The sequence below is a fragment of the Pseudomonas sp. B414 genome (genome assembly GCF_055408445.1).
The window spans coordinates 351,685-372,477 of sequence record NZ_JBUZTQ010000001.1; the positions used below are offsets into that span (position 1 = coordinate 351,685).

Here is a 20,793-nt window from a genome sequence, read left to right on the forward strand (position 1 = left end):
CGCGGCGATTCCATCGCGAGCAACCCGCTCCCACAGGGTATCCCTATTACGGCAACTGCTTCTCCAACACCCACTCACGCTGACCTGGGTAAAACTGGGGCATGTCGTCCGGGGCTGAAGCGTCCAGCGCCTGGAAGATTTCCAGCTTGCGGCCCTCACGAACAAAAATGTGCGCAGCGCCCGCTTCGCCCTGCTGCAGCCAGAAGCTGTCGTACTCGCCACTCATCGAAGCGCAATCGCCAGCCAGGCACAGAACGTAGTTCTGGGTATTGGCCAGACCTTTTACCCGGCCGTCCGGCAAAAATGTCACCAGCCCGCCTTGCCCGGCGCCACTGAGTACACGCCACTGACCGCCCAGATAAGCGCTATTGAGTGACGTTTCAAAGCTCGTACCCAGCGGTGCATCGTCTGCCACATTAACCGGCGAACGCACGAAAGACTGGCGCGGTTCCGCTTCGGTCTCGGCCTGTATCAACTCTTCACCGTTCAGGCTCAAACCTGTGGCGCTGTCACCATAAAAGCTGACCTGCCAGCCACCGTCATTTGCAGGCAGCAGCTTGCCTTCAACCGACTCAAAACCGTTGGTGTAGTGGGCGGTGGCGTTTTTGCTGTCGATGTCCCATTCCAGGTTCGGCCCATAGGCCAACAGGGCTTCGCGCAAGTTACCGCCATTGGCAGCGGCGTCGATTGCGGCCTGATTGATCCAGACACCACTGATGTCGCGGCGGGCGGGTTCGCTGGCACAACCACCCAACACGATGGTGAGCAGTGACAACACAAGCGCTTTGCGCATGCTGGAATCCTTTTGAAGCCGGGAAGAGCGGGGTTGGCGCAGCATGAAGACGCTGCGCCGAGGGTGTTACTCAAGTACCAGAATAGCGTCCATCTCTACCTGCGAACCCTTAGGCAGGGCTGCAACGCCGATGGCGGCGCGGGCCGGGTACGGCTGTTCGAAGTACTTGCCCATGATCTCGTTGACCTTGGCGAAGTGGCTCAGGTCAGTCAGGAAGATGTTCAGTTTGACGATGTCCTTGAACGAACCACCCGCTGCTTCAGCGACCGACTTCAGGTTTTCGAAAACCTGGATGGTCTGGGCTTCAAAGCCTTCAACCAGCTCCATGGTTTTTGGGTCCAGCGGGATTTGACCGGACATGTAGACAGTATTGCCAGCCTTGATCGCCTGGGAATAAGTACCGATTGCCGCAGGTGCCTTGTCGCTGGTGATAACAGTCTTGGACATGGGTGACTCCTTGTATTTAGATGGCTACGCACGCATACGAGTGATGCGGATGACCCCGGTAAGGGCGCGCAGTTTTTTGATCACGCGAGCCAGGTGCACGCGGTCGTGCACGCTGACCACCAGTTGGACCACGCTGATGCGACCATCGCGTTCGTCCATGCTGATCTTTTCGATATTGCCGTCGGCAGCGTTGACGCTGCTGGCCAGCAGCGCAATCAGGCCGCGCTGGTGTTCCAGTTCGACGCGCAATTCGACGTTGAATTCGCCGGTAACATCCTTGGCCCACGAAAGCTGAATGCATTTTTCGGGGTTATGGCGGATTTCACTGATATTGCGGCAGTTGTCCAGGTGCACGACCATGCCTTTGCCCGCAGACAGATGACCAACAATCGGGTCACCCGGGATCGGCGTACAGCATTTGGCGTAGCTGAGTACCAAGCCTTCCGTACCACGAATCGCCAGCGGGCCCTCAGGGCTAGGCAATGCCTCGCCTTCGCCCAGCAGGCGTCGGGCTACTACATAGGCCATGCGATTGCCCAGGCCGATATCTTCGAGCAGGTCTTCGATCTGCTCCAGGCGGTATTCCTGAAGCATGGCCTGCACCCGCTCGGCGGGGATCTTGTCCAGCGCGCTGTTGAAGCCGTTGAGTACCTTGTTCAGCAGGCGTTCGCCCAGATTGACCGACTCGGAGCGACGTTGCAGCTTGAGGGCATGGCGAATATGGGTACGCGCCTTGCCGGTGACCACAAAATTGAGCCAGGCCGGGTTGGGGCGGGCGCCGGGGGCGCTGACGATCTCGACCGTGGAGCCACTTTGCAGCGGCTCGGACAGCGGCGCGAGACGACGATTGATCCGGCACGCAATACAGCTGTTGCCCACATCGGTGTGTACCGCATAAGCAAAGTCGACCGCCGTGGAGCCTTTGGGCAGCTCCATGATCCGGCCTTTGGGCGTGAACACGTAGACCTCGTCCGGGAACAGGTCGATCTTCACGCTTTCGATAAATTCCAGGGAGTTGCCTGCGCGCTGCTGCATCTCCAGCACGCCCTTGACCCATTGCCGCGCCCGGGCGTGGGTGCCGGTGTGCTGCTCGTCGCCACTGGATTTGTACAGCCAGTGGGCAGCGATGCCGTTGTTGGCCATTTCTTCCATTTCACGGGTACGGATCTGAATTTCGATCGGTACGCCATGCATGCCAAACAGCGTGGTGTGCAACGACTGATAGCCGTTGGCCTTGGGAATGGCGATGTAGTCCTTGAAACGACCCGGCAGGGGTTTGTACAAATTATGTACAGCCCCCAGTACGCGATAGCAGGTGTCTACCTTGTCGACGATGATGCGGAACGCGTAAACGTCCATGATCTCGTTGAAGGCCCGGCGCTTGCCGCGCATCTTTTTGTAGATGCCGTAGATATGCTTTTGACGACCGCTGACTTCGCCCTGAATGCCGTCTATGGCCAGGCAGTGGCTGAGCGATTCTTCAATTTTGTTGACGATTTCCTTGCGATTGCCCCGGGCGCGTTTGACCGCCTGGTAAATGCGCGCGGAGCGCATCGGGTACATCGCCTTGAAACCGAGGTCTTCGAATTCGATACGAATGCTGTGCATGCCCAGCCGATTGGCGATGGGTGCGTAGATTTCCAGGGTTTCCTTGGCAATCCGCCGGCGTTTTTCGCCGGACAGCACTTCGAGGGTGCGCATGTTGTGCAGACGGTCGGCCAGCTTCACCAGGATCACGCGAATATCGCGTGCCATGGCCATGGCCATCTTCTGGAAGTTTTCCGCCTGGGCTTCGGCCTTGGTTTCGAAGTTCATCTGCGTCAGCTTGCTGACGCCATCGACCAGATCGGCCACGGTTTCACCGAACTGCGCTACCAGCGCTTCCTTGGCAATACCGGTGTCTTCAATCACGTCATGCAGCATGGCTGCCATCAGGCTTTGATGGTCCATATGCATGTCGGCAAGGATATTAGCCACTGCCAGCGGGTGCGTGACATAAGGCTCGCCGCTACGTCGGCGTTGGCCGTCGTGGGCTTGTTCTGCGTAGAAGTACGCCCGGCGGACCAGATTGACCTGGTCCGGGCCGAGGTACGCCGACAAGCGATCGGCGAGGGCGTCTATGCTCGGCATGAGGAAACCTCCTGCCAAAACTTTTTACCCTTCGCCGTGCTACGTCGACCGGGCATAGGCTTAGTTCGCCTCGTTGGACTCGTCCTCGAACGCTGCGAACAGCGGTTCGTCTTCGACGATTTCAGCGTTGGCGATAAACTCGTAGCTCATCAGGCCTTCTGCGATTTCACGCAGGGCAACAACGGTAGGCTTGTCGTTTTCCCACTGCACCAGAGGCTCTTTACCGCCGGTGGCCAGTTGACGGGCACGCTTGGTAGAGAGCATGACCAGCTCAAAGCGGTTATCCACGTGTTCTAGACAGTCTTCAACGGTTACGCGGGCCATGGTCTTCCTCGTAGCAAATGCAATATGCGCGCTGCCCGGATGGGCGAGCGGACTCAACAGTTTAAAAAATCACCAGCCATTAGGGAAGCGCTGATTTTTCCGGCACTGCTCTAAAACCCCTGTAAGCGCCAATGTAAAGCCCTTACAGGGGTTTTGGGAAGTGCTCATTATCCGAGCAGTTCGGCCAGCAATTTGCCAAAACGCTGCTGTTGGCGTTTTTGCTGGAGGCGATTGGCGCGGAAAATGGCCTTCAAGTCCTCAAGTGCGAGGGCAAAATCGTCATTGATGATCAGGTAGTCGTAGTCCACATAGTGGCTCATTTCACTCACGGCTTCGCGCATGCGACCGTCAATGATTTCGTCGCTGTCCTGGCCACGGTTGTCCAGACGCTGACGCAGTGCTTCCTGGCTTGGCGGCAGGATAAAGATCGAACGCGCTTGGGGCATCAGCTTGCGAACCTGCTCGGCGCCTTGCCAGTCGATTTCCAGAATCAGGTCATGACCTTCATCCAGAGTCTGCTGCAAATGGCTCTGGGACGTGCCATACAGGTTGCCGAACACCTCGGCGCGCTCGAGGAAATCACCGTGCTCGATCATTTTGACGAACTCTTCGCGCTCGACAAAATGATAGTTCACGCCGTTCACTTCGCCCGGGCGCATGGCGCGGGTGGTGTGCGAAACCGATACTCGGATCTGCGGCTCAACGTCGATCAACGCTTTTACCAGGCTGGTCTTGCCTGCGCCCGACGGGGCAGAAACGATATAAAGGGTGCCAGTGCTGTGGTTCATCTCAGGGGGTGCCTTACTCAATATTCTGTACTTGTTCACGCATCTGCTCGATCAACACCTTGAGGTTGACCGCCGCTTGCGTGCTGCGTGGATCGAATGCCTTGGAGCCCAGGGTATTGGCCTCGCGGTTAAGTTCTTGCATCAGGAAGTCGAGGCGACGACCGGCAGCACCACCGGACTTGAGCACGCGGCGCACTTCAAGAATATGCGTGCTCAGGCGGTCCAGCTCTTCGGCCACGTCGCTTTTTTGCGCGAGCATGACCATTTCCTGCTCAAGACGCTGCGGATCAAGCTCGGCCTTCATGTCGGCAAAGCGATCGAGCACCTTTTGGCGCTGGGTGGCGAGCATCTGCGGTACCAGTTCGCGCAGGGTGTCGACATCGCCTTCTATGGCGGTCAAACGATCGCTGATCAAGCGTGCCAGCTCCGCGCCTTCGCGCTCGCGGCCGTTTTTCAGTTCTTGCAGGCCTTGCTTGAACAACACCAGGGCCTGGCTGTTCAAGGCTTGCGGGTCGCTGGCATCGGCCACCAGAACACCGGGCCAGGCCAGCACTTCCAGTGGGTTGAGCGGGGCCGGCTGCTTGATCAGGCTGGCGATGGTTTCGGCGGCAGCGACCAGTTGCGCAGCGCGCTCACGGTCAACCTGCAGCGGCTTGCCGGTAGTTTCTTCGGTGAAACGCAGGGTGCATTCCAGCTTGCCCCGCGAAATCCCCTGGCGCAGCGCTTCACGCACCGCAGCTTCAAGGTCTCGGAAAGACTCAGGCAGACGCAGGTGCGGCTCCAGGTAGCGGCTGTTGACCGAGCGCAGCTCCCAACTCAGGGTGCCCTGAGTGCCGGCGCTTTCGACGCGGGCAAAGGCGGTCATGCTATGCACCATGGACGGTACCTCGCGATTTGATGGATTAAGCCTGACGGCAAGTTAGACTCAGGATTGTAACGCAGTGCAGCCAACTGCCCCAAATGACGTCGGTCGTAAATACATTCAGTATCAAGGCAAGCCGGGCGTTGCCCGATCGCGCCCTGCGCGGCTGTGACCTTTCCTTTATAATGTTCGGCAGTTTTCCGTCCCGTACAGGTATCCCGCATGAAACGTCCAAGTGGTCGCGTTGCCGATCAGCTCCGCCCGATCCGCATCACCCGCAACTACACCAAACACGCAGAGGGTTCTGTACTGGTCGAGTTCGGTGACACCAAAGTCATCTGTACCGTCAGCGTCGAGAACGGCGTACCGCGCTTCCTTAAAGGCCAGGGCCAGGGCTGGCTGACTGCCGAATACGGCATGCTGCCGCGCGCCACCGGCGACCGTAACCAGCGTGAAGCCAGCCGCGGCAAGCAAGGCGGGCGCACCCTGGAAATCCAGCGCTTGATCGGCCGCTCCCTGCGCGCTGCGCTGGACATGTCCAAGCTCGGTGATATCACCCTGTACGTCGACTGCGACGTGATCCAGGCTGACGGCGGCACCCGCACCGCGTCCATCACCGGCGCCATGGTTGCGCTGGTCGACGCCCTGAAAATCATCAAGAAGCGTGGCGGCCTCAAGGGCGGCGACCCGATCAAGCAGATGATTGCAGCCGTCTCCGTAGGCATGTACCAGGGTGTACCGGTGCTGGACCTGGACTACCCTGAAGACTCGGCAGCAGAAACCGACCTCAACGTGGTCATGACCAGCAGCGGCGGCTTTATTGAAGTACAGGGCACTGCCGAAGGCGCACCGTTCCAGCCTGAAGAGCTGAACGCCATGCTCGCACTGGCACAAAAAGGCATGAACGAAATTTTCGCCCTGCAGCAAGCTGCTTTGGCTGACTGATTGTCCAAGTCTTTAACGATTACCCGGAGAACGTCATGAGCGAGCTGGATCTTTCAAAACCTGAACCGAGCCGCGACGCTCGTAAATGGGCCATGTTCTGTCATTTCTCGGCGTTCCTCGGGATGTGGTTTCCGTTTGGCAGCCTGATCGGCCCGTTGATCCTGTGGCAGCTAAAGCGCGAAAGCGACCCCTTTATCGATGACCAGGGCAAGGAAGCCCTGAACTTTCAGATCACCGTGGCCATTGCTTCGGCGGTTTGCTACGTGCTGATGTTTGTCCTGATTGGCTTCGCCTTGCTGGGCCTGGTGCTGATTGGTGCCCTGGTACTGGTGGTGATTGCAGGGGTCAAGGCCAATGACGGGGTGGTGTACCGCTACCCCTTCACCTGGCGCCCTCTCAAGTAACACACCTCACTCCCTCTTGATGCTGGCTCCCACATAGCCTGCAACCACAATGGTTTGTGCACAAAAAAGGCCCGTATCTTCCGATACGGGCCTTTTTTTAACCGCGAAAAGACACTTAGATTGTCAGTGTCCAGTCGTAGTCCACGATCAGTGGCGCATGTTGCGAGAAGCGTGGCTGACGCGGCAAGCGAGCGCTTCGTACAAAGCGACGCAGACCCGGGGTCAGCAACTGGTAGTCGAAACGCCAGCCCAGATTCAGCATCTCGGCCTGTTCGTTGTCCGGCCACCAGCTGTACTGGTCGCCTTCACGACTGACTTCACGCAGGGCATCGACATAGCCCATGTTGCCGACAATCTCATCCATCCAGGCCCGTTCAGGCGCCAGGAAACCAGGCGATTGCTGGCTGTCACGCCAGTTTTTAATGTCGAGTTTCTGCTGCGCCACATACAGCGAGCCGCAGTAGATGTACTCACGACGCTTGCGACGCTGCTTATCAAGGTAGCGGGCAAAGTCATCCATTAGCTTGAATTTTTGATTCAAGTCTTCATCGCCGTTCTGCCCCGAAGGGAGCAGCAAGGTCGCGATGCTGACCTTATCGAAATCGGCTTGCAGGTAGCGCCCGTAGCGATCGGCCGTCTCGAAGCCAAGCCCGGTGATGACTGCTTTCGGCTGCAACCGCGAGTACAAAGCCACACCACCTTGGGCGGGGACTTCGGCGTCACAGGCATAAAGAAAGTAGCCATCGAGCTGGTAGGCTGGATCGTCCAGTTCAAAGGCGGAGGCACGGGTGTCCTGCAGGCAGATAACGTCGGCATTCTGAGCTTGCAGCCAACTGAGCAAACCGCGCTCGACTGCCGTCTGAATACCATTGACGTTCACACTGATGATCCGCATAAATGGCCCCAAAAATCACGTGCGTGTATGATACACGCGGTCTTACTAATTAGCTAAATCCGTGGTATCTGAGGCTTTTTTCATGCAGGCGTATCAGCGCGACTTCATCCGTTTTGCCATCGATCGCGGCGTACTGCGCTTCGGTGAGTTCATCCTGAAGTCGGGGCGCACCAGTCCTTACTTCTTCAATGCCGGCCTGTTCAACACAGGTTCTGCGCTGGCTCAGCTGGGCCGCTTCTATGCTGCCGCCATCGTTGACAGCGGCATTTCCTTCGACGTGCTCTTTGGCCCGGCCTACAAGGGTATCCCCCTGGCTGCAACCACTGCCGTCGCCCTGGCGGAGCACCACGACCGCGACCTGCCCTGGTGCTTCAACCGCAAGGAAGCCAAGGCCCACGGCGAAGGCGGCAGCCTGGTGGGCTCGCCGCTCGAAGGCGATATCCTGATCATCGACGACGTGATCACGGCTGGCACCGCCATCCGTGAAGTCATGCAGATCATCCAGGCCCAGGGCGCCAAGGCGGCTGGCGTGATGATTGCCCTGAACCGCCAGGAACGCGGCAATGGTGAGCTGTCGGCGATCCAGGAAGTCGAACGCGACTTCGGTATCCCGGTCATCAGCATCGTGTCGTTGAACCAGGTTTTGCAGTTCCTGGCTGAAGACGAAACGCTCAAGCAATACCTGCCCGCCGTTGAAGCGTACCGGGCGCAGTACGGGATTTAACCTTGAAATGTGGGAGCGAGCCTGCTCGCGAAGGTTTCCAGAGCACCGTGACTCTTAATGATATTCGCGAGCAGGCTCGCTCCCACAATTGATCAAGTGAACAAAAGCCCCGCCCGGATCACTCCGGGCGGGGCTTTTTTGGTTCTGCTTAAGCCGGTTTGCTGTTGGTAATCAGCGTACCCACACCGGTATCGGTGAAGATTTCCAGCAGCACGGCGTTCGGTACACGACCGTCAACGATATGCGCGGTGGTCACGCCACCTTGCACGGCTTCCAGTGCGCAGCGGATTTTTGGCAGCATGCCGCCATAAATGGTGCCGTCGGCAATCAGATCATCCACCTGAGCGGTGGTCAGGCCGGTTAGCACCTTGCCTTCCTTGTCCATCAGGCCGGCAATGTTGGTCAGCAACATCAGCTTCTCGGCTTTCAGCGCTTCGGCAACCTTGCCAGCTACCAAATCCGCGTTGATGTTGTAGGACTCACCATTGGCGCCCACACCGATTGGCGCGATGACCGGGATAAAATCACCCTTGGTCAGCATGTGCAGCAAATCGGTATTGATGTCGATGACCTCACCTACATGACCGAAGTCGATGATTTCCGGCTTGGTCATTTCCGGCGTCTGGCGGGTCACGACCATTTTTTTCGCGCGGATCAGCGTGGCATCCTTACCTGTCAGGCCGATGGCGCTGCCGCCATGGCGGTTGATCAGGTTGACGATTTCCTTGTTCACGTGGCCGCCCAGCACCATTTCCACCACATCCATGGTTTGCGAGTCGGTCACGCGCATCCCGTCGATAAAATGGCTCTCGATGGACAAGCGCTTGAGCAGATCACCGATTTGCGGCCCGCCACCGTGCACTACGACCGGGTTGATCCCCACGGCTTTCATCAACACGATGTCACGGGCAAAGCCGGTTTTCAGCTCATCGTTCTCCATAGCGTTGCCGCCGTACTTGATCACCAGCGTCTTGCCGACATAGCGGCGAATGTAGGGCAGCGCTTCGGACAAAACCTTGGCGACGTTGGAGGCGGCATCACGTTCGAGGGTCATTCAGGGCTCCGGTAGAACAAGTCGATCAAAACGGTAGTTGGAGATCAGGCGCCACACGCTTCAATTGAGCGTGAAAGACATCCTTGATGCGTTGCAGTTCGGCTTCGGTTTCGGCTTCAAAACGCAGCACCAGCACCGGTGTGGTGTTAGATGCGCGAACCAGACCCCAGCCATGCGGGTAGTCCACCCGCACACCATCAATGGACGTCAGCTCGGCAGTCTCACCCCATTGGGCATCGTGCAGAGCCTCAATGATGCTGAATTTGCTCTCATCCGTCACATCGATATTGATTTCAGGCGTAGAAATATCATTCGGGAAGGTCTCAAACAGCTCTTCAGCGGTTGCCTGACGCTTGCTGAGGATCTCCAGCAGGCGCGCAGCGCTGTAGATGCCGTCGTCAAAACCGAACCAGCGCTCTTTGAAAAAGATATGCCCGCTCATTTCCCCGGCCAGCAGGGCACCAGTTTCTTTCATTTTCTTTTTGATCAGGGAATGACCGGTTTTCCACATCAGTGGGCGGCCGCCACACTCTTCGATCCAGGGCGCCAGGCGACGTGTGCACTTCACATCGAAAATCACCTCGGCTGCCGGGTTGCGCTCCAGTACGTCCTGGGCAAACAGCATCAGCAAGCGGTCCGGGAACACCATGGTACCGGTGTTGGTCACCACGCCCACGCGATCGCCATCACCATCGAAGGCCAGCCCTACATCGGCATTGGTTTCCTTGACCTTGGCAATCAAGTCCACAAGGTTTTCCGGCTTGCCCGGGTCCGGGTGATGGTTGGGGAAGTTGCCATCCACCTCGCAGAACAACGGGATTACTTCACAACCCAGTGCTTCAATCAGTTGCGGTGCAATCACGCCTGCAGCGCCGTTGCCACAGTCCACCACGACCTTTAACGGCTTGGCCAGCTTGATGTCCTGTGTAATCACATCGGCGTAGCGAGACAGGATGTCCACACGCTCAATGCTGCCTTCGCCCCAGGTCAGATCGTTGGTTTTCAGGCGCGTATGCAATGCCTGAATTTGCTCGTTGGCCAGCGTATCGCCCGCGATCACGATTTTAAAACCGTTGTAGTTCGACGGGTTATGGCTGCCGGTGAGCATCACCCCCGATTTGCCCGCCAACACGTTAGCGGCGTAATACAGCGCCGGTGTCGGCACCAGCCCTACATCACTGACCTGGCAGCCACTGTCCGCCACTCCCTGGATCAGGCGCTCGACCAGTTCAGGGCCCGACAAACGCCCGTCCCGACCTACCGACACATGAGGCTCACCTTTGGCCAGACTCTCGGCACCGATGGCACGGCCTATCCAGTACGCGGTTTCAGCCGTCAGGGTTTGCGGCACTACACCACGAATATCGTAGGCGCGAAAAATGCTGTCAGGGAATTTCGGTGCGACCGCAGCTGGGCTACTCATTGTAGGGGGGACTCCATGTTCAGAGGGGTTCGGGGATGCACGAAGGCCAGGCAGAACGCCTGGCCTGTACTACAAAATCAGAGCTTGCCGGAGTGGCCAAAACCGCCAGCGCCACGCTGGCTTTCGTCGAACTCTTCGACCAGCTCAAAGTGCGCCTGCACTACCGGCACCAGTACCAACTGAGCGATACGCTCGCCGATGGTGATGTTGAATGCGCTCTGGCCACGGTTCCAGCACGACACCATCAGTTCGCCCTGGTAATCGGAGTCGATCAGGCCAACAAGGTTCCCCAGCACGATACCGTGTTTGTGGCCCAGGCCGGAGCGCGGCAGGATCAGCGCAGCAAGGCCCGGATCACCGATGTACACCGACAGGCCGGTAGGGATCAGCAGGGTCTGGCCCGGCTGCAGAAGGGTGTCTTCTTTAAGCATGGCACGCAGGTCAAGGCCGGCGGAGCCCGGTGTAGCGTACTGCGGCAGCGGGAATTCGTTACCAATGCGTGGATCAAGGATTTTGGCTTGCAAAGCGTGCATACGAGTTAAACCTGGTTCAGACGTTCGGCGATAAAAGTGACCAGCTGGCGGGCAATCTTGCCCTTGCTGGTCTGGGCAAATACGGTGGCGTGCAGTTCGCGATCAATCACGCTGCAGGCGTTCTCCTCACTGTTGAAGCCGATGCTGGGGTTGGCTACATCGTTGGCAACAATCAGGTCGAGGTTTTTGTCTTTGAGCTTGCGCGCAGCGTAATCGAGCAAGTGCTCGGTTTCTGCGGCAAAACCGACACTAAAAGGGCGGTCAGGGCGCGACGCAATCGTGGCCAGAATGTCTGGGTTGCGCACCATCTGCAGCAACAGGCCGTCACCCTTGGTAGGGTCTTTCTTGAGTTTTTGCGGGGCAACGACTTCCGGGCGGTAGTCTGCAACCGCAGCGGACGCAATAAACACATCGCAGGGAATAGCCGCCTCACAGGCCGCGAGCATGTCACGGGCACTGACCACGTCGATGCGGCTGACCCGGTCCGGGGTCGGCAAGTGTACCGGACCGGTAATCAGGGTCACCCGGGCACCGGCTTCAACTGCAGCTTCAGCCAGGGCAAAGCCCATTTTTCCGGAGCTATGGTTGGTGATGTAGCGCACCGGGTCGATGTTTTCCTGGGTCGGGCCAGCGGTGATCAGCACATGCTTGCCAGTCAGCAACTGACGCTGGAAGCACTCGGCAGCGCAATGCACCAGATCATCGGCTTCGAGCATGCGGCCAAAGCCCACGTCGCCGCAGGCCTGGCTCCCGGAGGCCGGGCCAAACACACGCAGGCCGCGGCTTTCGAGCAGTCGGGTATTGGCCTGGGTGGCCGGGTCACGCCACATGGCCTGGTTCATCGCAGGCGCGATGGCGACCGTTGCATCGGTGGCCAGCACCAATGTGGTCAGCAGGTCATTGGCCAGGCCCTGGGCCAGACGGGCGATCAGGTCAGCAGTCGCAGGGGCGATCAGCACCAGATCGGCCCACTTGGCCAGCTCGATATGGCCCATGGCCGCTTCAGCCGCAGGGTCGAGCAAATCCAGATGAACGGGGTGCCCGGACAGGGCCTGCATGGTCAGGGGCGTGATGAATTCACTGCCGCCGCGGGTCATGACAACCCGTACTTCCGCGCCTTGATCCAGCAGGCGACGAACCAGCTCTGCACTCTTGTAAGCCGCGATGCCGCCGCCGACGCCCAAAACAATGCGTTTTCGATACAGCCGCTGCATAGGCCTGCCTTTTAGTTCGATGATGACTGCGCAGAAAATGGCCAAATGCTGCGCAAAAATGATGGGCTAAGATAACACAGCGCCTGCCAGGGAACAGCGGCGCCCACTCACAAGGAGGTGTTATGAGCATTCGAGATTGGCCTGCGGCGGAGCGTCCGCGGGAGAAGCTTTTGCAACACGGATCCGGCAGTCTTTCCGATGCCGAACTGCTGGCAATTTTCCTGCGCACCGGGGTTTCGGGCAAAAGCGCAGTCGATCTGGCGCGTCATTTGCTCAGCGAATTCGGCAGCCTGCGGGCCTTGCTGGAAGCCGACTTGCGCGCCTTCTGCGGCCAGCTCGGGCTGGGCCCGGCCAAGTTCAGCCAGTTGCAGGCAGTACTGGAAATGAGCCGTCGCCACCTGGCCGAACGCTTGCGCCGAGACAGTGCGCTAGAGAGCCCGCAAGCGGTTCGCGACTATCTCAAGTCATTACTGCGCCATGAACCACATGAAGTCTTTGGCTGCCTGTTTCTGGACTCCAAACACCGCATGCTGGCCTTTGAAGTGCTGTTCAGGGGTTCCATCGACAGCGCCAGCGTTTACCCGCGCCAGGTGGTCAAACGCGCCCTGGCGCACAATGCGGCAGCGGTGATTTTTTGCCACAACCACCCCTCCGGCATCACCGAGCCCAGCCAAGCCGACCGCACCCTCACCAAACGCCTCATCGAGGCGCTGGGTTTGATCGAAGTGCGGGTGCTCGATCACTTTATTGTCGGCGACGGCCAACCGCTTTCAATGGTCGAGCACGGCTGGATGTAAGGCTCAAGGCTTGATGCTGACCGTCGAAAAGTCCTGACGCCCAAATGGACTCACCTGATAACCCTGTACGTCTTTACGGGTGAGTGCGTAGGCCGTTGGATGGGCCAGCGGCAGCCACAGTGCCTGCTGCTGGATCTGTGCCTGGGCCTTTTGATATAAGGCGCTGCGCTTGTCCTGATCGCTGAGGGTTTTGCCCTGGCTGATCAAACCGTCCAGGGTCTTGTCGCAATAGCGCGCAAAGTTGGTCCCGGATTTCACCGCCGCGCAGGAAAACTGCGGGGTCAGGAAGTTGTCCGGGTCACCGTTGTCACCGGCCCAACCCATAAATAGCAGGTCATGCTCACCCGCTTTGGCGCGGCGAATCAGTTCACCCCACTCGATCACCCGAATATCGGCCTTGATCCCGACTTTGGCCAGGTCTGCCTGTAGCAACTGCGCGCCCAGGCTCGGGTTAGGGTTGAGCACGCTGCCTGTGGGGCGCGTCCAGATGGTCGTACTAAAACCCTCCTTGAAGCCTGCCTTGGCCAGCAAGTCCCGGGCTTTTTGCGGGTCATGGGCATAACCCGGCAAGTCTTTGGCGAAACTCCAGGTTGTGGCCGGGAAAATTCCGTTGGCCGCCTGGGCACCATTTTCGAACACGGCCTTGAGGTAAGTATCCTTGTCAAAGGCCAGGTTGATGGCCTGACGCACTTCAGGCTTGTCCAGTGGTGGGTGCTGGCTGTTTATCGCCACAAACGCGGTCATAAAGGCCGGGGTTTGCGTGACGGCCAGCGCCGGGTCTTTGGCGGCGGCAGCCACATCCAGTGGCTTGGGCGAGAGGGCAATCTGACACTCATTGCGACGCAGTTTTTGCAGCCGCACGTTGGCGTCCGGGGTGATGGCAAAAATCAGCCCATCCACTGCAGGCTTGCCGGCAAAGTAGTCCGGGTTGGCCTTGTAACGCACCACGGCGTCTTTCTGGAAACGGCTGAACACAAAAGGCCCGGTGCCGATCGGCTGGCTGTTCATCAGCTCCGGCGTACCGGCCTTCATCAGTTGGTCGGCGTACTCGGCCGGGTAGATCGACGCAAAGCCCATGCTCAGTGCTGGCAGGAAGGTCGAATCAGGGCGGCTAAGGGTGAAGCGTACGGTGAGCGGGTCCGGCGTTTCGATTTTTTTGATCAGCTCAGGCAACTGCAAGGACTGTGCATGGGGGAAACCGCTTTGCGCCACCTTGTGCCACGGGTTGGCCGGGTCGAGCATGCGCTCAAAGCTGAAGCGAACGTCATCGGCATTCAGCTCGCGGCTCGGGGTGAAATACGGTGTGGTGTGGAATTTGACCCCGGGGCGTAGCTTGAAGTCATACACAAGCCCGTCAGGGGACACTGACCAGCTTTGCGCCAGGCTCGGCACCAACCGGGCTGCCTTGGCGTCAAAGTCCACCAGGCGGTTCATCAGCACGTCTGCCGAGGCATTGGTGGTGCTGAGCGAGTTGTACTGCACAACGTCGAACCCTTCAGGGCTGGCCTCGGTACAAACGCTCAAGGTGGCCGCCTGGGCCAGCGGACTCAGGCAAAAGGTGAGCAAAAAGGGGACGGCAGCGAGGCGCATGATCTGTTTCCTTTACAAGTCGATGAGACCCATCTGCAAGTGCAGTCTGGAAAAGTCCTACCCTAGTGTTCCGATAACCAAATGACTACTTTTTAATGGCATTCGACATCCTGTAGTCGCTGCCGCAGGCTGCGAAGGGGTGCGTAGCAACCCGTTTTCCCGAGTCAATACGGGCCCTTTCGCAGCCTTCGGCAGCAACTACAAATGTAAACTTCACCTGAAATCTTTCACCCCGCGACGAGCGGTAAAACACCACAAGGCATAGACGTGGCGTGGATTGGCGTTAAAATGGCAGCTTCATTAATTGCATCAAATCACACTGCTTGTTGTTGCTCTTTAGTCTTTCTGGTATAAAGCAGCGCTCTTTTCTAGGGGCCCGGTTCCTGCGTTTGTAGGTGTAGCCGGTAAGACCCTTAAAGAAACGCGGCGCCTGGCGCCATGACTGAGAGATTAAGCGGCCAACCCATGCCGGGTTGGGCATGTGGTTTTAGAGGGCTGAGGCATGTCGAGAGTCTGTCAAGTTACCGGTAAGGGTCCGGTGACTGGGAATAACATTTCCCACGCAAATAACAAAACCCGTCGTCGTTTCCTGCCGAACCTGCAGCATCACCGCTTCTGGGTTGAAGAAGAGAAACGTTTCGTACGTCTGCGCGTATCTGCTAAAGGCATGCGTATCATCGACAAGCGTGGCATCACTGTCGTGCTGGCCGAAATCCGCCGTGCTGGCAAGATCTAAGGGAGCTAATCATGCGTGAATTGATCCGTTTGGTGTCGAGCGCTGGTACAGGCCATTTCTACACCACTGATAAGAACAAGCGCACCACTCCGGACAAAATCGAAATCAAAAAATTCGATCCGCGGGTTCGCAAGCACGTGATCTACAAAGAAGCCAAAATCAAGTAATTGGTTTTTCTTCTTACGAAAAAGGCCCATATCTCGCGATACGGGCCTTTTTTGTGGGCGATTTTCGGCCTTAGCCGCACATATAGCGCTGCATAAGGTTGTTTTCGTCGACCATCACGCGCAGACGATCTGCGTTGTACTCTTTGGTGTAGCCTACCCCCGGCCTCTCGACGCGCAACTCGGTTGCACCGGATTCCCGGCGCAGCATTTCCAGCAGGGCAGGCGTCGCCTCAGGCGCAACCAGAAAATTGATCGTAACCGTTTTGCACTTGCCGCCCTCCTCAGCCATCGCAGGCATGGAGCAAACACCCAGCACGACGCTGGTCGCCAGTAACAGACTTTTCAAAACATTCAGACTGGACATGGATCTTCCTTGCTTTCAGATAAGTGAAGTAACGCTGCGGGTCTGCTCACTCCTTGAGTGCCCGGCGCTCTCCAAAGACTGGCCCAGATTGGCGCTAAAAGCTCTGGCGACGTGTTTCTGAATTTGTACCCGCTACCGTTAAAAACAGCAATAAAAAAGCCCCGCCATCAAACAATGGCAGGGCGTCTTGAAGGCTCTGAATCAGCAGTCTCAGACCTTTTGCTCAAACACCACGTAAATTTTCCGACATGGCTCAAGCACTTCCCACGTCCCTTTGAAGCCCGCCGGGATGACAAAGCGATCTCCGGCACGCAGGGTCTTGGCGTTACCTTCATGGTCACGTAAAACGGAAACGCCCTGCACGATTTCACAGTATTCGTGCTCGGTATAATTAACTGTCCACTGGCCCACAGCGCCTTCCCACACACCTGCACTCATCTGCCCACAAGGGCTGTTGTAGTGGTTGTGGATAACTTGTTCGGGGCTGCCTTTGAGCACCTTTTCCGGTGCCGGGCTAAAACGCTCAGCCTGGGTATTGGCAGTGTTGAAGTCGACTACGCTTGCGATGCTCATCTTTGTTATCCCCCCGAAATTGCGGCGTATGTGGTCAGAAAAACCAAAGTCTATGTTTATTAAAACGAACAAGCCATGCCATATGCGTCACTTGTGTCAAATATATTGAAAGTTCAATGGCCACTGGTTTAGGGTGGCGCTTCCATTTCAATAAGAGGAGGACACTCGAATGACCACCCTGACGCGTGCTGACTGGGAACAACGGGCCCAACAGCTGAAAATCGAAGGTCGCGCCTATATCAACGGTGAGTACACCGCCGCGGTCTCCAATGAAACGTTCGAGTGTCTGAGCCCGGTCGATGGCCGTTTGCTGGGCAAGGTTGCCAGCTGCGATAGCGCTGACGCCCAGCGGGCCGTAGAGGTTGCCCGCAAGACCTTCGAGTCTGGCGTGTGGTCGCGCCTGGCCCCGGCCAAGCGCAAGGCCGCGATGATCCGCTTTGCCGGCCTGCTCAAGCAAAACGCCGAAGAACTGGCCCTGCTTGAAACCCTGGACATGGGCAAGCCGATCAACGACTCCCTGCATATCGACGTACCCGGTGCAGCCGGTGCGCTGAGCTGGAGCGGCGAAGCCATCGACAAGATTTACGACGAAGTTGCAGCCACCCCGCACGATCAACTGGGCCTGGTAACCCGCGAGCCGGTGGGCGTTGTCGCCGCAATCGTGCCGTGGAACTTCCCGCTGATGATGGCTTGCTGGAAACTGGGCCCGGCCCTGTCGACCGGTAACTCGGTCATCCTCAAACCGTCCGAAAAATCCCCGCTGACGGCCATTCGTATCGCAGCCCTGGCGGTTGAAGCCGGTATTCCTGCGGGCGTGTTCAACGTGCTGCCAGGCTACGGCCACACCGTCGGCAAGGCGCTGGCCCTGCATATGGACGTCGATACCCTGGTGTTCACCGGCTCGACCAAAATCGCCAAGCAACTGATGATCTATGCGGGCGAATCCAACATGAAGCGCATCTGGCTCGAAGCCGGTGGCAAGAGCCCGAACATCGTCTTTGCCGATGCTCCGGACCTGCAAGCAGCCGCCGAATCTGCGGCCAGCGCCATTGCCTTCAACCAGGGCGAAGTGTGCACCGCCGGTTCGCGCCTGCTGGTGGAGCGCTCCATCAAGGACAAGTTCCTGCCGCTGGTGATCGAAGCCCTCAAAGGCTGGAAGCCCGGCAACCCGCTGGACCCGGCGACCACCGTGGGTGCTCTGGTCGATACCCAGCAAATGAACACCGTGCTGTCGTACATCAAATCCGGCCACAGCGAAGGCGCAAAACTGGTAGCGGGTGGTAATCAAATCCTGCAAGAAACTGGCGGCACCTACGTTGAGCCGACCATTTTCGACGGCGTTAGCAACGCGATGAAAATCGCTCAGGAAGAAATCTTCGGGCCGGTACTGTCGGTGATCACCTTCGACAGTGCAGAAGAAGCGATCAAGATCGCCAACGACACGCCATACGGCCTGGCGGCAGCGGTGTGGACTGCGGATATTTCCAAGGCTCACCTGACTGCCAAAGCCCTGCGCGCTGGTAGCGTGTGGGTCAACCAGTACGATGGCGGCGATATGACTGCACCGTTTGGTGGTTTCAAACAGTCGGGCAACGGCCGTGACAAGTCGCTGCACGCGTTCGACAAGTACACCGAGCTGAAGTCCACCTGGATCAAGCTGTAACAGCGTAAACGCAACACCCTGTGGGAGCGGGCTTGCTCGCGATGGCTGCACCGGGGTCTGACTGACAGACCGCAGTGCTTTCTTCGCGAGCAGGCTCGCTCCCACAATTGGTTTTACACAACAGAATTCAGTTATCCACAGGAGCACAGACATGCGTTGGGCGACTTATTTCGCCGTGCTGGCCTCGGTCCTCAGTGTCGGCCTGGCACTGGGCGTGAGCATGCCGCTGGTGTCGTTCCGCCTCGAAAGCTGGGGCTATGGCGCGTTTGCGATTGGCGTCATGGCGGCCATGCCGGCGATTGGCGTGCTGGTCGGCGCCAGCCTGGCCAGCAAGCTGGCCGCGCGCTTCGGCACGCCCGGCCTGATGCGCCTGTGTTTGTGGTGTGGCGCGCTTTCCATCGGTTTGCTGGCGCTGCTGCCCAGTTACCCTGTGTGGCTGGTGCTGCGTCTGCTGATCGGCGTCGTACTGACGATCATTTTTATTCTCGGTGAAAGCTGGATCAACCAACTGGTGGTCGAGCAATGGCGTGGCCGTCTGGTGGCGCTGTATGGTTCCGCGTATGCCTTGAGCCAGCTGTCCGGGCCGCTGCTGCTGGGGCTGGTGGGCTCTGAAGGGGATTACGGGTTCTGGATCGGTGTTGTCCTGCTAACCCTCGCCCCCTTGCTCCTGATGGGCCGGGACGGCGCACCCAGCACCGAATCTTGCAGTGTGACTTTCAGTGATTTGCTGGGCTTCTGTCGGAGCTTGCCCGCCATTGCGTGGGCCGTGGCGTTGTTTGCCGCCTTTGAGGCGATGATTCTGACGCTGCTGCCCATCTACTGCCTGCGCCAGGGGTTTACCGCTGATATTGCGCTGGCGATGGTCAGCACCGTGGTGGTGGGCGATGCCTTGCTGCAACTGCCGATTGGTGCGCTGGCGGACCGCCTGTCCCGCCGCTCGCTGTTTACCGGCTGCGCAGTACTGCTGATGCTGTCGAGTCTGGCGGTGCCGTTCCTGCTCGATACCCTGCTGATCTGGCCGCTGTGGGTAATTTTCGGCGCCAGTGCCGGGGGCTTGTTCACCTTGTCGCTGATCCTGATCGGCGAACGCTACCGTGACGATGCCTTGGTGCGTGCCAATGCCCACGTTGCGCAATTGTGGGGCATCGGCTGCCTGATCGGGCCATTGGCCGCAGGCGCGGGCAGCCAATGGATCAGCGGGCACGCCTTGCCGCTGTTTATGGCGGCGGGCGCTCTGGTGCTGGTGATTCTGGTGTTGCGTCAGGGGGCATTCGGGGTGGAGCAAGTAGCGCCCTCACCCTAAGCGGTGTAAGCCCTTCGGTTTTTTTGTGGGTGAAAATTGTTACTTGAAATGCCCTTCGTCGAGGTTGCAAGGACAGCAAGCGATGGGCGGATTAAACTCATAGGCATCTACACCGGAGGTCTCCATGAGCGCCCACCTTTCCCCAATCGTTTCTGAGTTCGAAACCGAAGAGCAGGCTGCGAGCTATGACCGCTGGTTCCGGGCCAAGGTACAGGCATCACTCGATGACCCGAGGCCCGGCATCCCACACGATCAGGTGATGGCGGATATGCAGGCCCTGATCGAATCAAAACGCAAAGAGCGCGATGCTGGTTGAGTGGCGGCCCCTTACCTGTACCGATTTGGCCGAGTCCCAGGTACTCGGGAAATTGTTGTACATCCCAACTACCTGGTGGTTTATCGAGTCACAGATCGGATCGAAATACTGACCGTGCTTCACGCCAGGCAGCAATATCCCTGACTTACCCCTCACGCAGCGCCAGCACCCCCAACACATCGCAGCCTTGCTGCAACAGTAGCGACGACGCTTCGCATACCGCGTTCATATCATGGGGGTCATGGCTGTGGCCGCTCATCAACGACAGGCAGCGCAGCAGGTTCTTGGCCGCCTGAAAACGCTGCTCGGCACAGGCCAGCAGGTCAGCAACAGAGGCGCGGGTATCGATTAACAAGACGTTTGAGCCGACAGGGTTGTCGGTTTGAGGGATGTAATGCGTCATGGTTTAACTCCAATAATTTGTGGAGCCACTCCGATCAGCTTGCACGCAGAAAGAAGGTGGCAGCTGTGCGCGGGCGTGCAAGACCGGTTATTGGGACCCGGCAGACCCGAAGATCTCCCGCGCACAACCGCCATAACGCCAGTTGCAGGCGCAGAGCCTACCAAGCGCTATGATAAGTTGAAATCCAATAATCAGGCTTGCACGCCTGATCGCTGATTATTCAGCGACAGGGCGGACTATAGGCAGACCGCTCAAGGCACGACAATGGGGTCAAACGCGCTAAAGCCCGATCCCACACAAGTGCGCGAAAGGTCTGTATGTGCCTGAAAAGCGGGCAGCCGTCTG

23 protein-coding genes and 2 pseudogenes are annotated in these 20,793 nt (G+C 58.3%); 10 read left to right on the top strand and 15 right to left on the bottom strand.

What is annotated here, in order from left to right; genetic code table 11:
• Positions 1-46 precede the first annotated feature (46 nt).
• The 6 genes from ACZRMH_RS01645 to ACZRMH_RS01670 all read right to left on the bottom strand — a co-directional run bounded on the left by ACZRMH_RS01645 (position 47) and on the right by ACZRMH_RS01670 (position 5,359).
• Positions 47-793, bottom strand: coding sequence for a hypothetical protein (locus ACZRMH_RS01645; RefSeq protein WP_464011867.1), 747 nt, complete (start codon positions 791-793; stop codon positions 47-49).
• A 66-nt stretch (positions 794-859) separates the two neighbouring features.
• Positions 860-1,240: a RidA family protein gene (locus ACZRMH_RS01650; RefSeq protein ID WP_153432836.1), complete on the bottom strand. Its 381-nt coding sequence runs from the start codon at positions 1,238-1,240 to the stop codon at positions 860-862.
• A 24-nt stretch (positions 1,241-1,264) separates the two neighbouring features.
• On the bottom strand, positions 1,265-3,370 hold the full coding sequence (spoT, locus tag ACZRMH_RS01655) for a bifunctional GTP diphosphokinase/guanosine-3',5'-bis pyrophosphate 3'-pyrophosphohydrolase (protein WP_016782708.1): 2,106 nt from the start codon (positions 3,368-3,370) through the stop codon (positions 1,265-1,267).
• Positions 3,371-3,430: 60 nt separating this feature from the next.
• A complete protein-coding gene (rpoZ, locus tag ACZRMH_RS01660) occupies positions 3,431-3,694 on the bottom strand; it encodes a DNA-directed RNA polymerase subunit omega (RefSeq protein WP_016782707.1) in 264 nt (87 codons plus the stop codon).
• A 167-nt stretch (positions 3,695-3,861) separates the two neighbouring features.
• Complete coding sequence (gmk, locus tag ACZRMH_RS01665) at positions 3,862-4,482, bottom strand: guanylate kinase (RefSeq protein ID WP_019828193.1); 621 nt, start codon at positions 4,480-4,482, stop codon at positions 3,862-3,864.
• A gap of 13 nt (positions 4,483-4,495) precedes the next feature.
• Positions 4,496-5,359, bottom strand: a complete 864-nt coding sequence (locus ACZRMH_RS01670; protein ID WP_464011868.1) for a YicC/YloC family endoribonuclease — start codon at positions 5,357-5,359, stop codon at positions 4,496-4,498.
• A 207-nt stretch (positions 5,360-5,566) separates the two neighbouring features.
• Here ACZRMH_RS01670 and rph point away from each other — a divergent pair, with 207 nt between their 5' ends.
• Both rph and ACZRMH_RS01680 read left to right on the top strand, forming a co-directional pair.
• Positions 5,567-6,289 (top strand): ribonuclease PH, encoded by a 723-nt coding sequence (gene rph / locus ACZRMH_RS01675; RefSeq protein ID WP_016782701.1) that lies wholly within the window; start codon positions 5,567-5,569, stop codon positions 6,287-6,289.
• Positions 6,290-6,324: 35 nt separating this feature from the next.
• Entirely contained in the window at positions 6,325-6,693 is a 369-nt protein-coding gene (locus ACZRMH_RS01680; protein ID WP_464011869.1) for a DUF4870 domain-containing protein, read from the top strand.
• A 115-nt stretch (positions 6,694-6,808) separates the two neighbouring features.
• On the opposite strand, the gene ACZRMH_RS01685 is transcribed toward ACZRMH_RS01680, so the two are convergent.
• Entirely contained in the window at positions 6,809-7,588 is a 780-nt protein-coding gene (locus ACZRMH_RS01685) for an exodeoxyribonuclease III (RefSeq protein WP_262201981.1), read from the bottom strand.
• Between the two features lie 82 nt (positions 7,589-7,670).
• Between ACZRMH_RS01685 and pyrE the strand changes: the two genes are divergently transcribed.
• Complete coding sequence (pyrE, locus tag ACZRMH_RS01690; protein WP_464011870.1) at positions 7,671-8,312, top strand: orotate phosphoribosyltransferase; 642 nt, start codon at positions 7,671-7,673, stop codon at positions 8,310-8,312.
• 148 nt (positions 8,313-8,460) lie between these two features.
• On the opposite strand, the gene argB is transcribed toward pyrE, so the two are convergent.
• The 4 genes and pseudogenes from argB to coaBC all read right to left on the bottom strand — a co-directional run bounded on the left by argB (position 8,461) and on the right by coaBC (position 12,536).
• The gene (argB, locus tag ACZRMH_RS01695) at positions 8,461-9,366 is read right to left on the bottom strand and encodes an acetylglutamate kinase (protein ID WP_464011871.1); all 906 of its coding nucleotides are present in this window, start codon (positions 9,364-9,366) and stop codon (positions 8,461-8,463) included.
• A 25-nt stretch (positions 9,367-9,391) separates the two neighbouring features.
• Positions 9,392-10,774 (bottom strand): annotated as a pseudogene (locus ACZRMH_RS01700) (phosphomannomutase/phosphoglucomutase); the annotation flags it as partial.
• 92 nt (positions 10,775-10,866) lie between these two features.
• The gene (dut, locus tag ACZRMH_RS01705; protein ID WP_464011872.1) at positions 10,867-11,322 is read right to left on the bottom strand and encodes a dUTP diphosphatase; all 456 of its coding nucleotides are present in this window, start codon (positions 11,320-11,322) and stop codon (positions 10,867-10,869) included.
• Between the two features lie 5 nt (positions 11,323-11,327).
• The gene (coaBC, locus tag ACZRMH_RS01710) at positions 11,328-12,536 is read right to left on the bottom strand and encodes a bifunctional phosphopantothenoylcysteine decarboxylase/phosphopantothenate--cysteine ligase CoaBC (RefSeq protein WP_464011873.1); all 1,209 of its coding nucleotides are present in this window, start codon (positions 12,534-12,536) and stop codon (positions 11,328-11,330) included.
• A 122-nt stretch (positions 12,537-12,658) separates the two neighbouring features.
• Here coaBC and radC point away from each other — a divergent pair, with 122 nt between their 5' ends.
• On the top strand, positions 12,659-13,333 hold the full coding sequence (radC, locus tag ACZRMH_RS01715) for a RadC family protein (RefSeq protein WP_464011874.1): 675 nt from the start codon (positions 12,659-12,661) through the stop codon (positions 13,331-13,333).
• A gap of 3 nt (positions 13,334-13,336) precedes the next feature.
• On the opposite strand, the gene ACZRMH_RS01720 is transcribed toward radC, so the two are convergent.
• Positions 13,337-14,923 carry an ABC transporter substrate-binding protein gene (locus ACZRMH_RS01720; protein WP_464011875.1) on the bottom strand — a complete coding sequence of 529 codons (1,587 nt, stop codon included), beginning with the start codon at positions 14,921-14,923 and terminating at the stop codon, positions 13,337-13,339.
• Between the two features lie 502 nt (positions 14,924-15,425).
• On the opposite strand from ACZRMH_RS01720, the gene rpmB reads away from it, so the two are divergent.
• Both rpmB and rpmG read left to right on the top strand, forming a co-directional pair.
• A complete protein-coding gene (gene rpmB, locus ACZRMH_RS01725; RefSeq protein WP_019410280.1) occupies positions 15,426-15,659 on the top strand; it encodes a 50S ribosomal protein L28 in 234 nt (77 codons plus the stop codon).
• An 11-nt stretch (positions 15,660-15,670) separates the two neighbouring features.
• On the top strand, positions 15,671-15,826 hold the full coding sequence (gene rpmG, locus ACZRMH_RS01730) for a 50S ribosomal protein L33 (RefSeq protein WP_003437824.1): 156 nt from the start codon (positions 15,671-15,673) through the stop codon (positions 15,824-15,826).
• A 70-nt stretch (positions 15,827-15,896) separates the two neighbouring features.
• On the opposite strand, the gene ACZRMH_RS01735 is transcribed toward rpmG, so the two are convergent.
• Both ACZRMH_RS01735 and ACZRMH_RS01740 read right to left on the bottom strand, forming a co-directional pair.
• On the bottom strand, positions 15,897-16,190 hold the full coding sequence (locus tag ACZRMH_RS01735) for an I78 family peptidase inhibitor (protein WP_464011876.1): 294 nt from the start codon (positions 16,188-16,190) through the stop codon (positions 15,897-15,899).
• 210 nt (positions 16,191-16,400) lie between these two features.
• Positions 16,401-16,763 (bottom strand): cupin domain-containing protein, encoded by a 363-nt coding sequence (locus ACZRMH_RS01740; protein WP_464011877.1) that lies wholly within the window; start codon positions 16,761-16,763, stop codon positions 16,401-16,403.
• Positions 16,764-16,932: 169 nt separating this feature from the next.
• Here ACZRMH_RS01740 and ACZRMH_RS01745 point away from each other — a divergent pair, with 169 nt between their 5' ends.
• The 4 genes and pseudogenes from ACZRMH_RS01745 to ACZRMH_RS01760 form a co-directional block, all read left to right on the top strand.
• Positions 16,933-18,426 carry an aldehyde dehydrogenase gene (locus tag ACZRMH_RS01745; RefSeq protein WP_464011878.1) on the top strand — a complete coding sequence of 498 codons (1,494 nt, stop codon included), beginning with the start codon at positions 16,933-16,935 and terminating at the stop codon, positions 18,424-18,426.
• 151 nt (positions 18,427-18,577) lie between these two features.
• Complete coding sequence (locus ACZRMH_RS01750; protein WP_464011879.1) at positions 18,578-19,729, top strand: MFS transporter; 1,152 nt, start codon at positions 18,578-18,580, stop codon at positions 19,727-19,729.
• 124 nt (positions 19,730-19,853) lie between these two features.
• Positions 19,854-20,045 (top strand): type II toxin-antitoxin system RelB family antitoxin, encoded by a 192-nt coding sequence (relB, locus tag ACZRMH_RS01755; RefSeq protein WP_464011880.1) that lies wholly within the window; start codon positions 19,854-19,856, stop codon positions 20,043-20,045.
• Between the two features lie 9 nt (positions 20,046-20,054).
• Positions 20,055-20,189 (top strand): annotated as a pseudogene (locus ACZRMH_RS01760) (type II toxin-antitoxin system RelE/ParE family toxin); the annotation flags it as partial.
• Between the two features lies 1 nt (position 20,190).
• On the opposite strand, the gene ACZRMH_RS01765 reads toward ACZRMH_RS01760, so the two are convergent.
• Positions 20,191-20,448, bottom strand: coding sequence for a hypothetical protein (locus ACZRMH_RS01765; RefSeq protein WP_464011881.1), 258 nt, complete (start codon positions 20,446-20,448; stop codon positions 20,191-20,193).
• Positions 20,449-20,793: the final 345 nt, after the last annotated feature.

Coding starts and splice junctions, on each gene's coding strand:
- ACZRMH_RS01645 (WP_464011867.1), bottom strand. CDS start 793: ATGCGCAAAGCGCTTGTGTTGTCACTGCTCACCATCGTGTTGGGTGGT.
- ACZRMH_RS01650 (WP_153432836.1), bottom strand. CDS start 1,240: ATGTCCAAGACTGTTATCACCAGCGACAAGGCACCTGCGGCAATCGGT.
- spoT (WP_016782708.1), bottom strand. CDS start 3,370: ATGCCGAGCATAGACGCCCTCGCCGATCGCTTGTCGGCGTACCTCGGC.
- rpoZ (WP_016782707.1), bottom strand. CDS start 3,694: ATGGCCCGCGTAACCGTTGAAGACTGTCTAGAACACGTGGATAACCGC.
- gmk (WP_019828193.1), bottom strand. CDS start 4,482: ATGAACCACAGCACTGGCACCCTTTATATCGTTTCTGCCCCGTCGGGC.
- ACZRMH_RS01670 (WP_464011868.1), bottom strand. CDS start 5,359: ATGGTGCATAGCATGACCGCCTTTGCCCGCGTCGAAAGCGCCGGCACT.
- rph (WP_016782701.1), top strand. CDS start 5,567: ATGAAACGTCCAAGTGGTCGCGTTGCCGATCAGCTCCGCCCGATCCGC.
- ACZRMH_RS01680 (WP_464011869.1), top strand. CDS start 6,325: ATGAGCGAGCTGGATCTTTCAAAACCTGAACCGAGCCGCGACGCTCGT.
- ACZRMH_RS01685 (WP_262201981.1), bottom strand. CDS start 7,588: ATGCGGATCATCAGTGTGAACGTCAATGGTATTCAGACGGCAGTCGAG.
- pyrE (WP_464011870.1), top strand. CDS start 7,671: ATGCAGGCGTATCAGCGCGACTTCATCCGTTTTGCCATCGATCGCGGC.
- argB (WP_464011871.1), bottom strand. CDS start 9,366: ATGACCCTCGAACGTGATGCCGCCTCCAACGTCGCCAAGGTTTTGTCC.
- dut (WP_464011872.1), bottom strand. CDS start 11,322: ATGCACGCTTTGCAAGCCAAAATCCTTGATCCACGCATTGGTAACGAA.
- coaBC (WP_464011873.1), bottom strand. CDS start 12,536: ATGCAGCGGCTGTATCGAAAACGCATTGTTTTGGGCGTCGGCGGCGGC.
- radC (WP_464011874.1), top strand. CDS start 12,659: ATGAGCATTCGAGATTGGCCTGCGGCGGAGCGTCCGCGGGAGAAGCTT.
- ACZRMH_RS01720 (WP_464011875.1), bottom strand. CDS start 14,923: ATGCGCCTCGCTGCCGTCCCCTTTTTGCTCACCTTTTGCCTGAGTCCG.
- rpmB (WP_019410280.1), top strand. CDS start 15,426: ATGTCGAGAGTCTGTCAAGTTACCGGTAAGGGTCCGGTGACTGGGAAT.
- rpmG (WP_003437824.1), top strand. CDS start 15,671: ATGCGTGAATTGATCCGTTTGGTGTCGAGCGCTGGTACAGGCCATTTC.
- ACZRMH_RS01735 (WP_464011876.1), bottom strand. CDS start 16,190: ATGTCCAGTCTGAATGTTTTGAAAAGTCTGTTACTGGCGACCAGCGTC.
- ACZRMH_RS01740 (WP_464011877.1), bottom strand. CDS start 16,763: ATGAGCATCGCAAGCGTAGTCGACTTCAACACTGCCAATACCCAGGCT.
- ACZRMH_RS01745 (WP_464011878.1), top strand. CDS start 16,933: ATGACCACCCTGACGCGTGCTGACTGGGAACAACGGGCCCAACAGCTG.
- ACZRMH_RS01750 (WP_464011879.1), top strand. CDS start 18,578: ATGCGTTGGGCGACTTATTTCGCCGTGCTGGCCTCGGTCCTCAGTGTC.
- relB (WP_464011880.1), top strand. CDS start 19,854: ATGAGCGCCCACCTTTCCCCAATCGTTTCTGAGTTCGAAACCGAAGAG.
- ACZRMH_RS01765 (WP_464011881.1), bottom strand. CDS start 20,448: ATGACGCATTACATCCCTCAAACCGACAACCCTGTCGGCTCAAACGTC.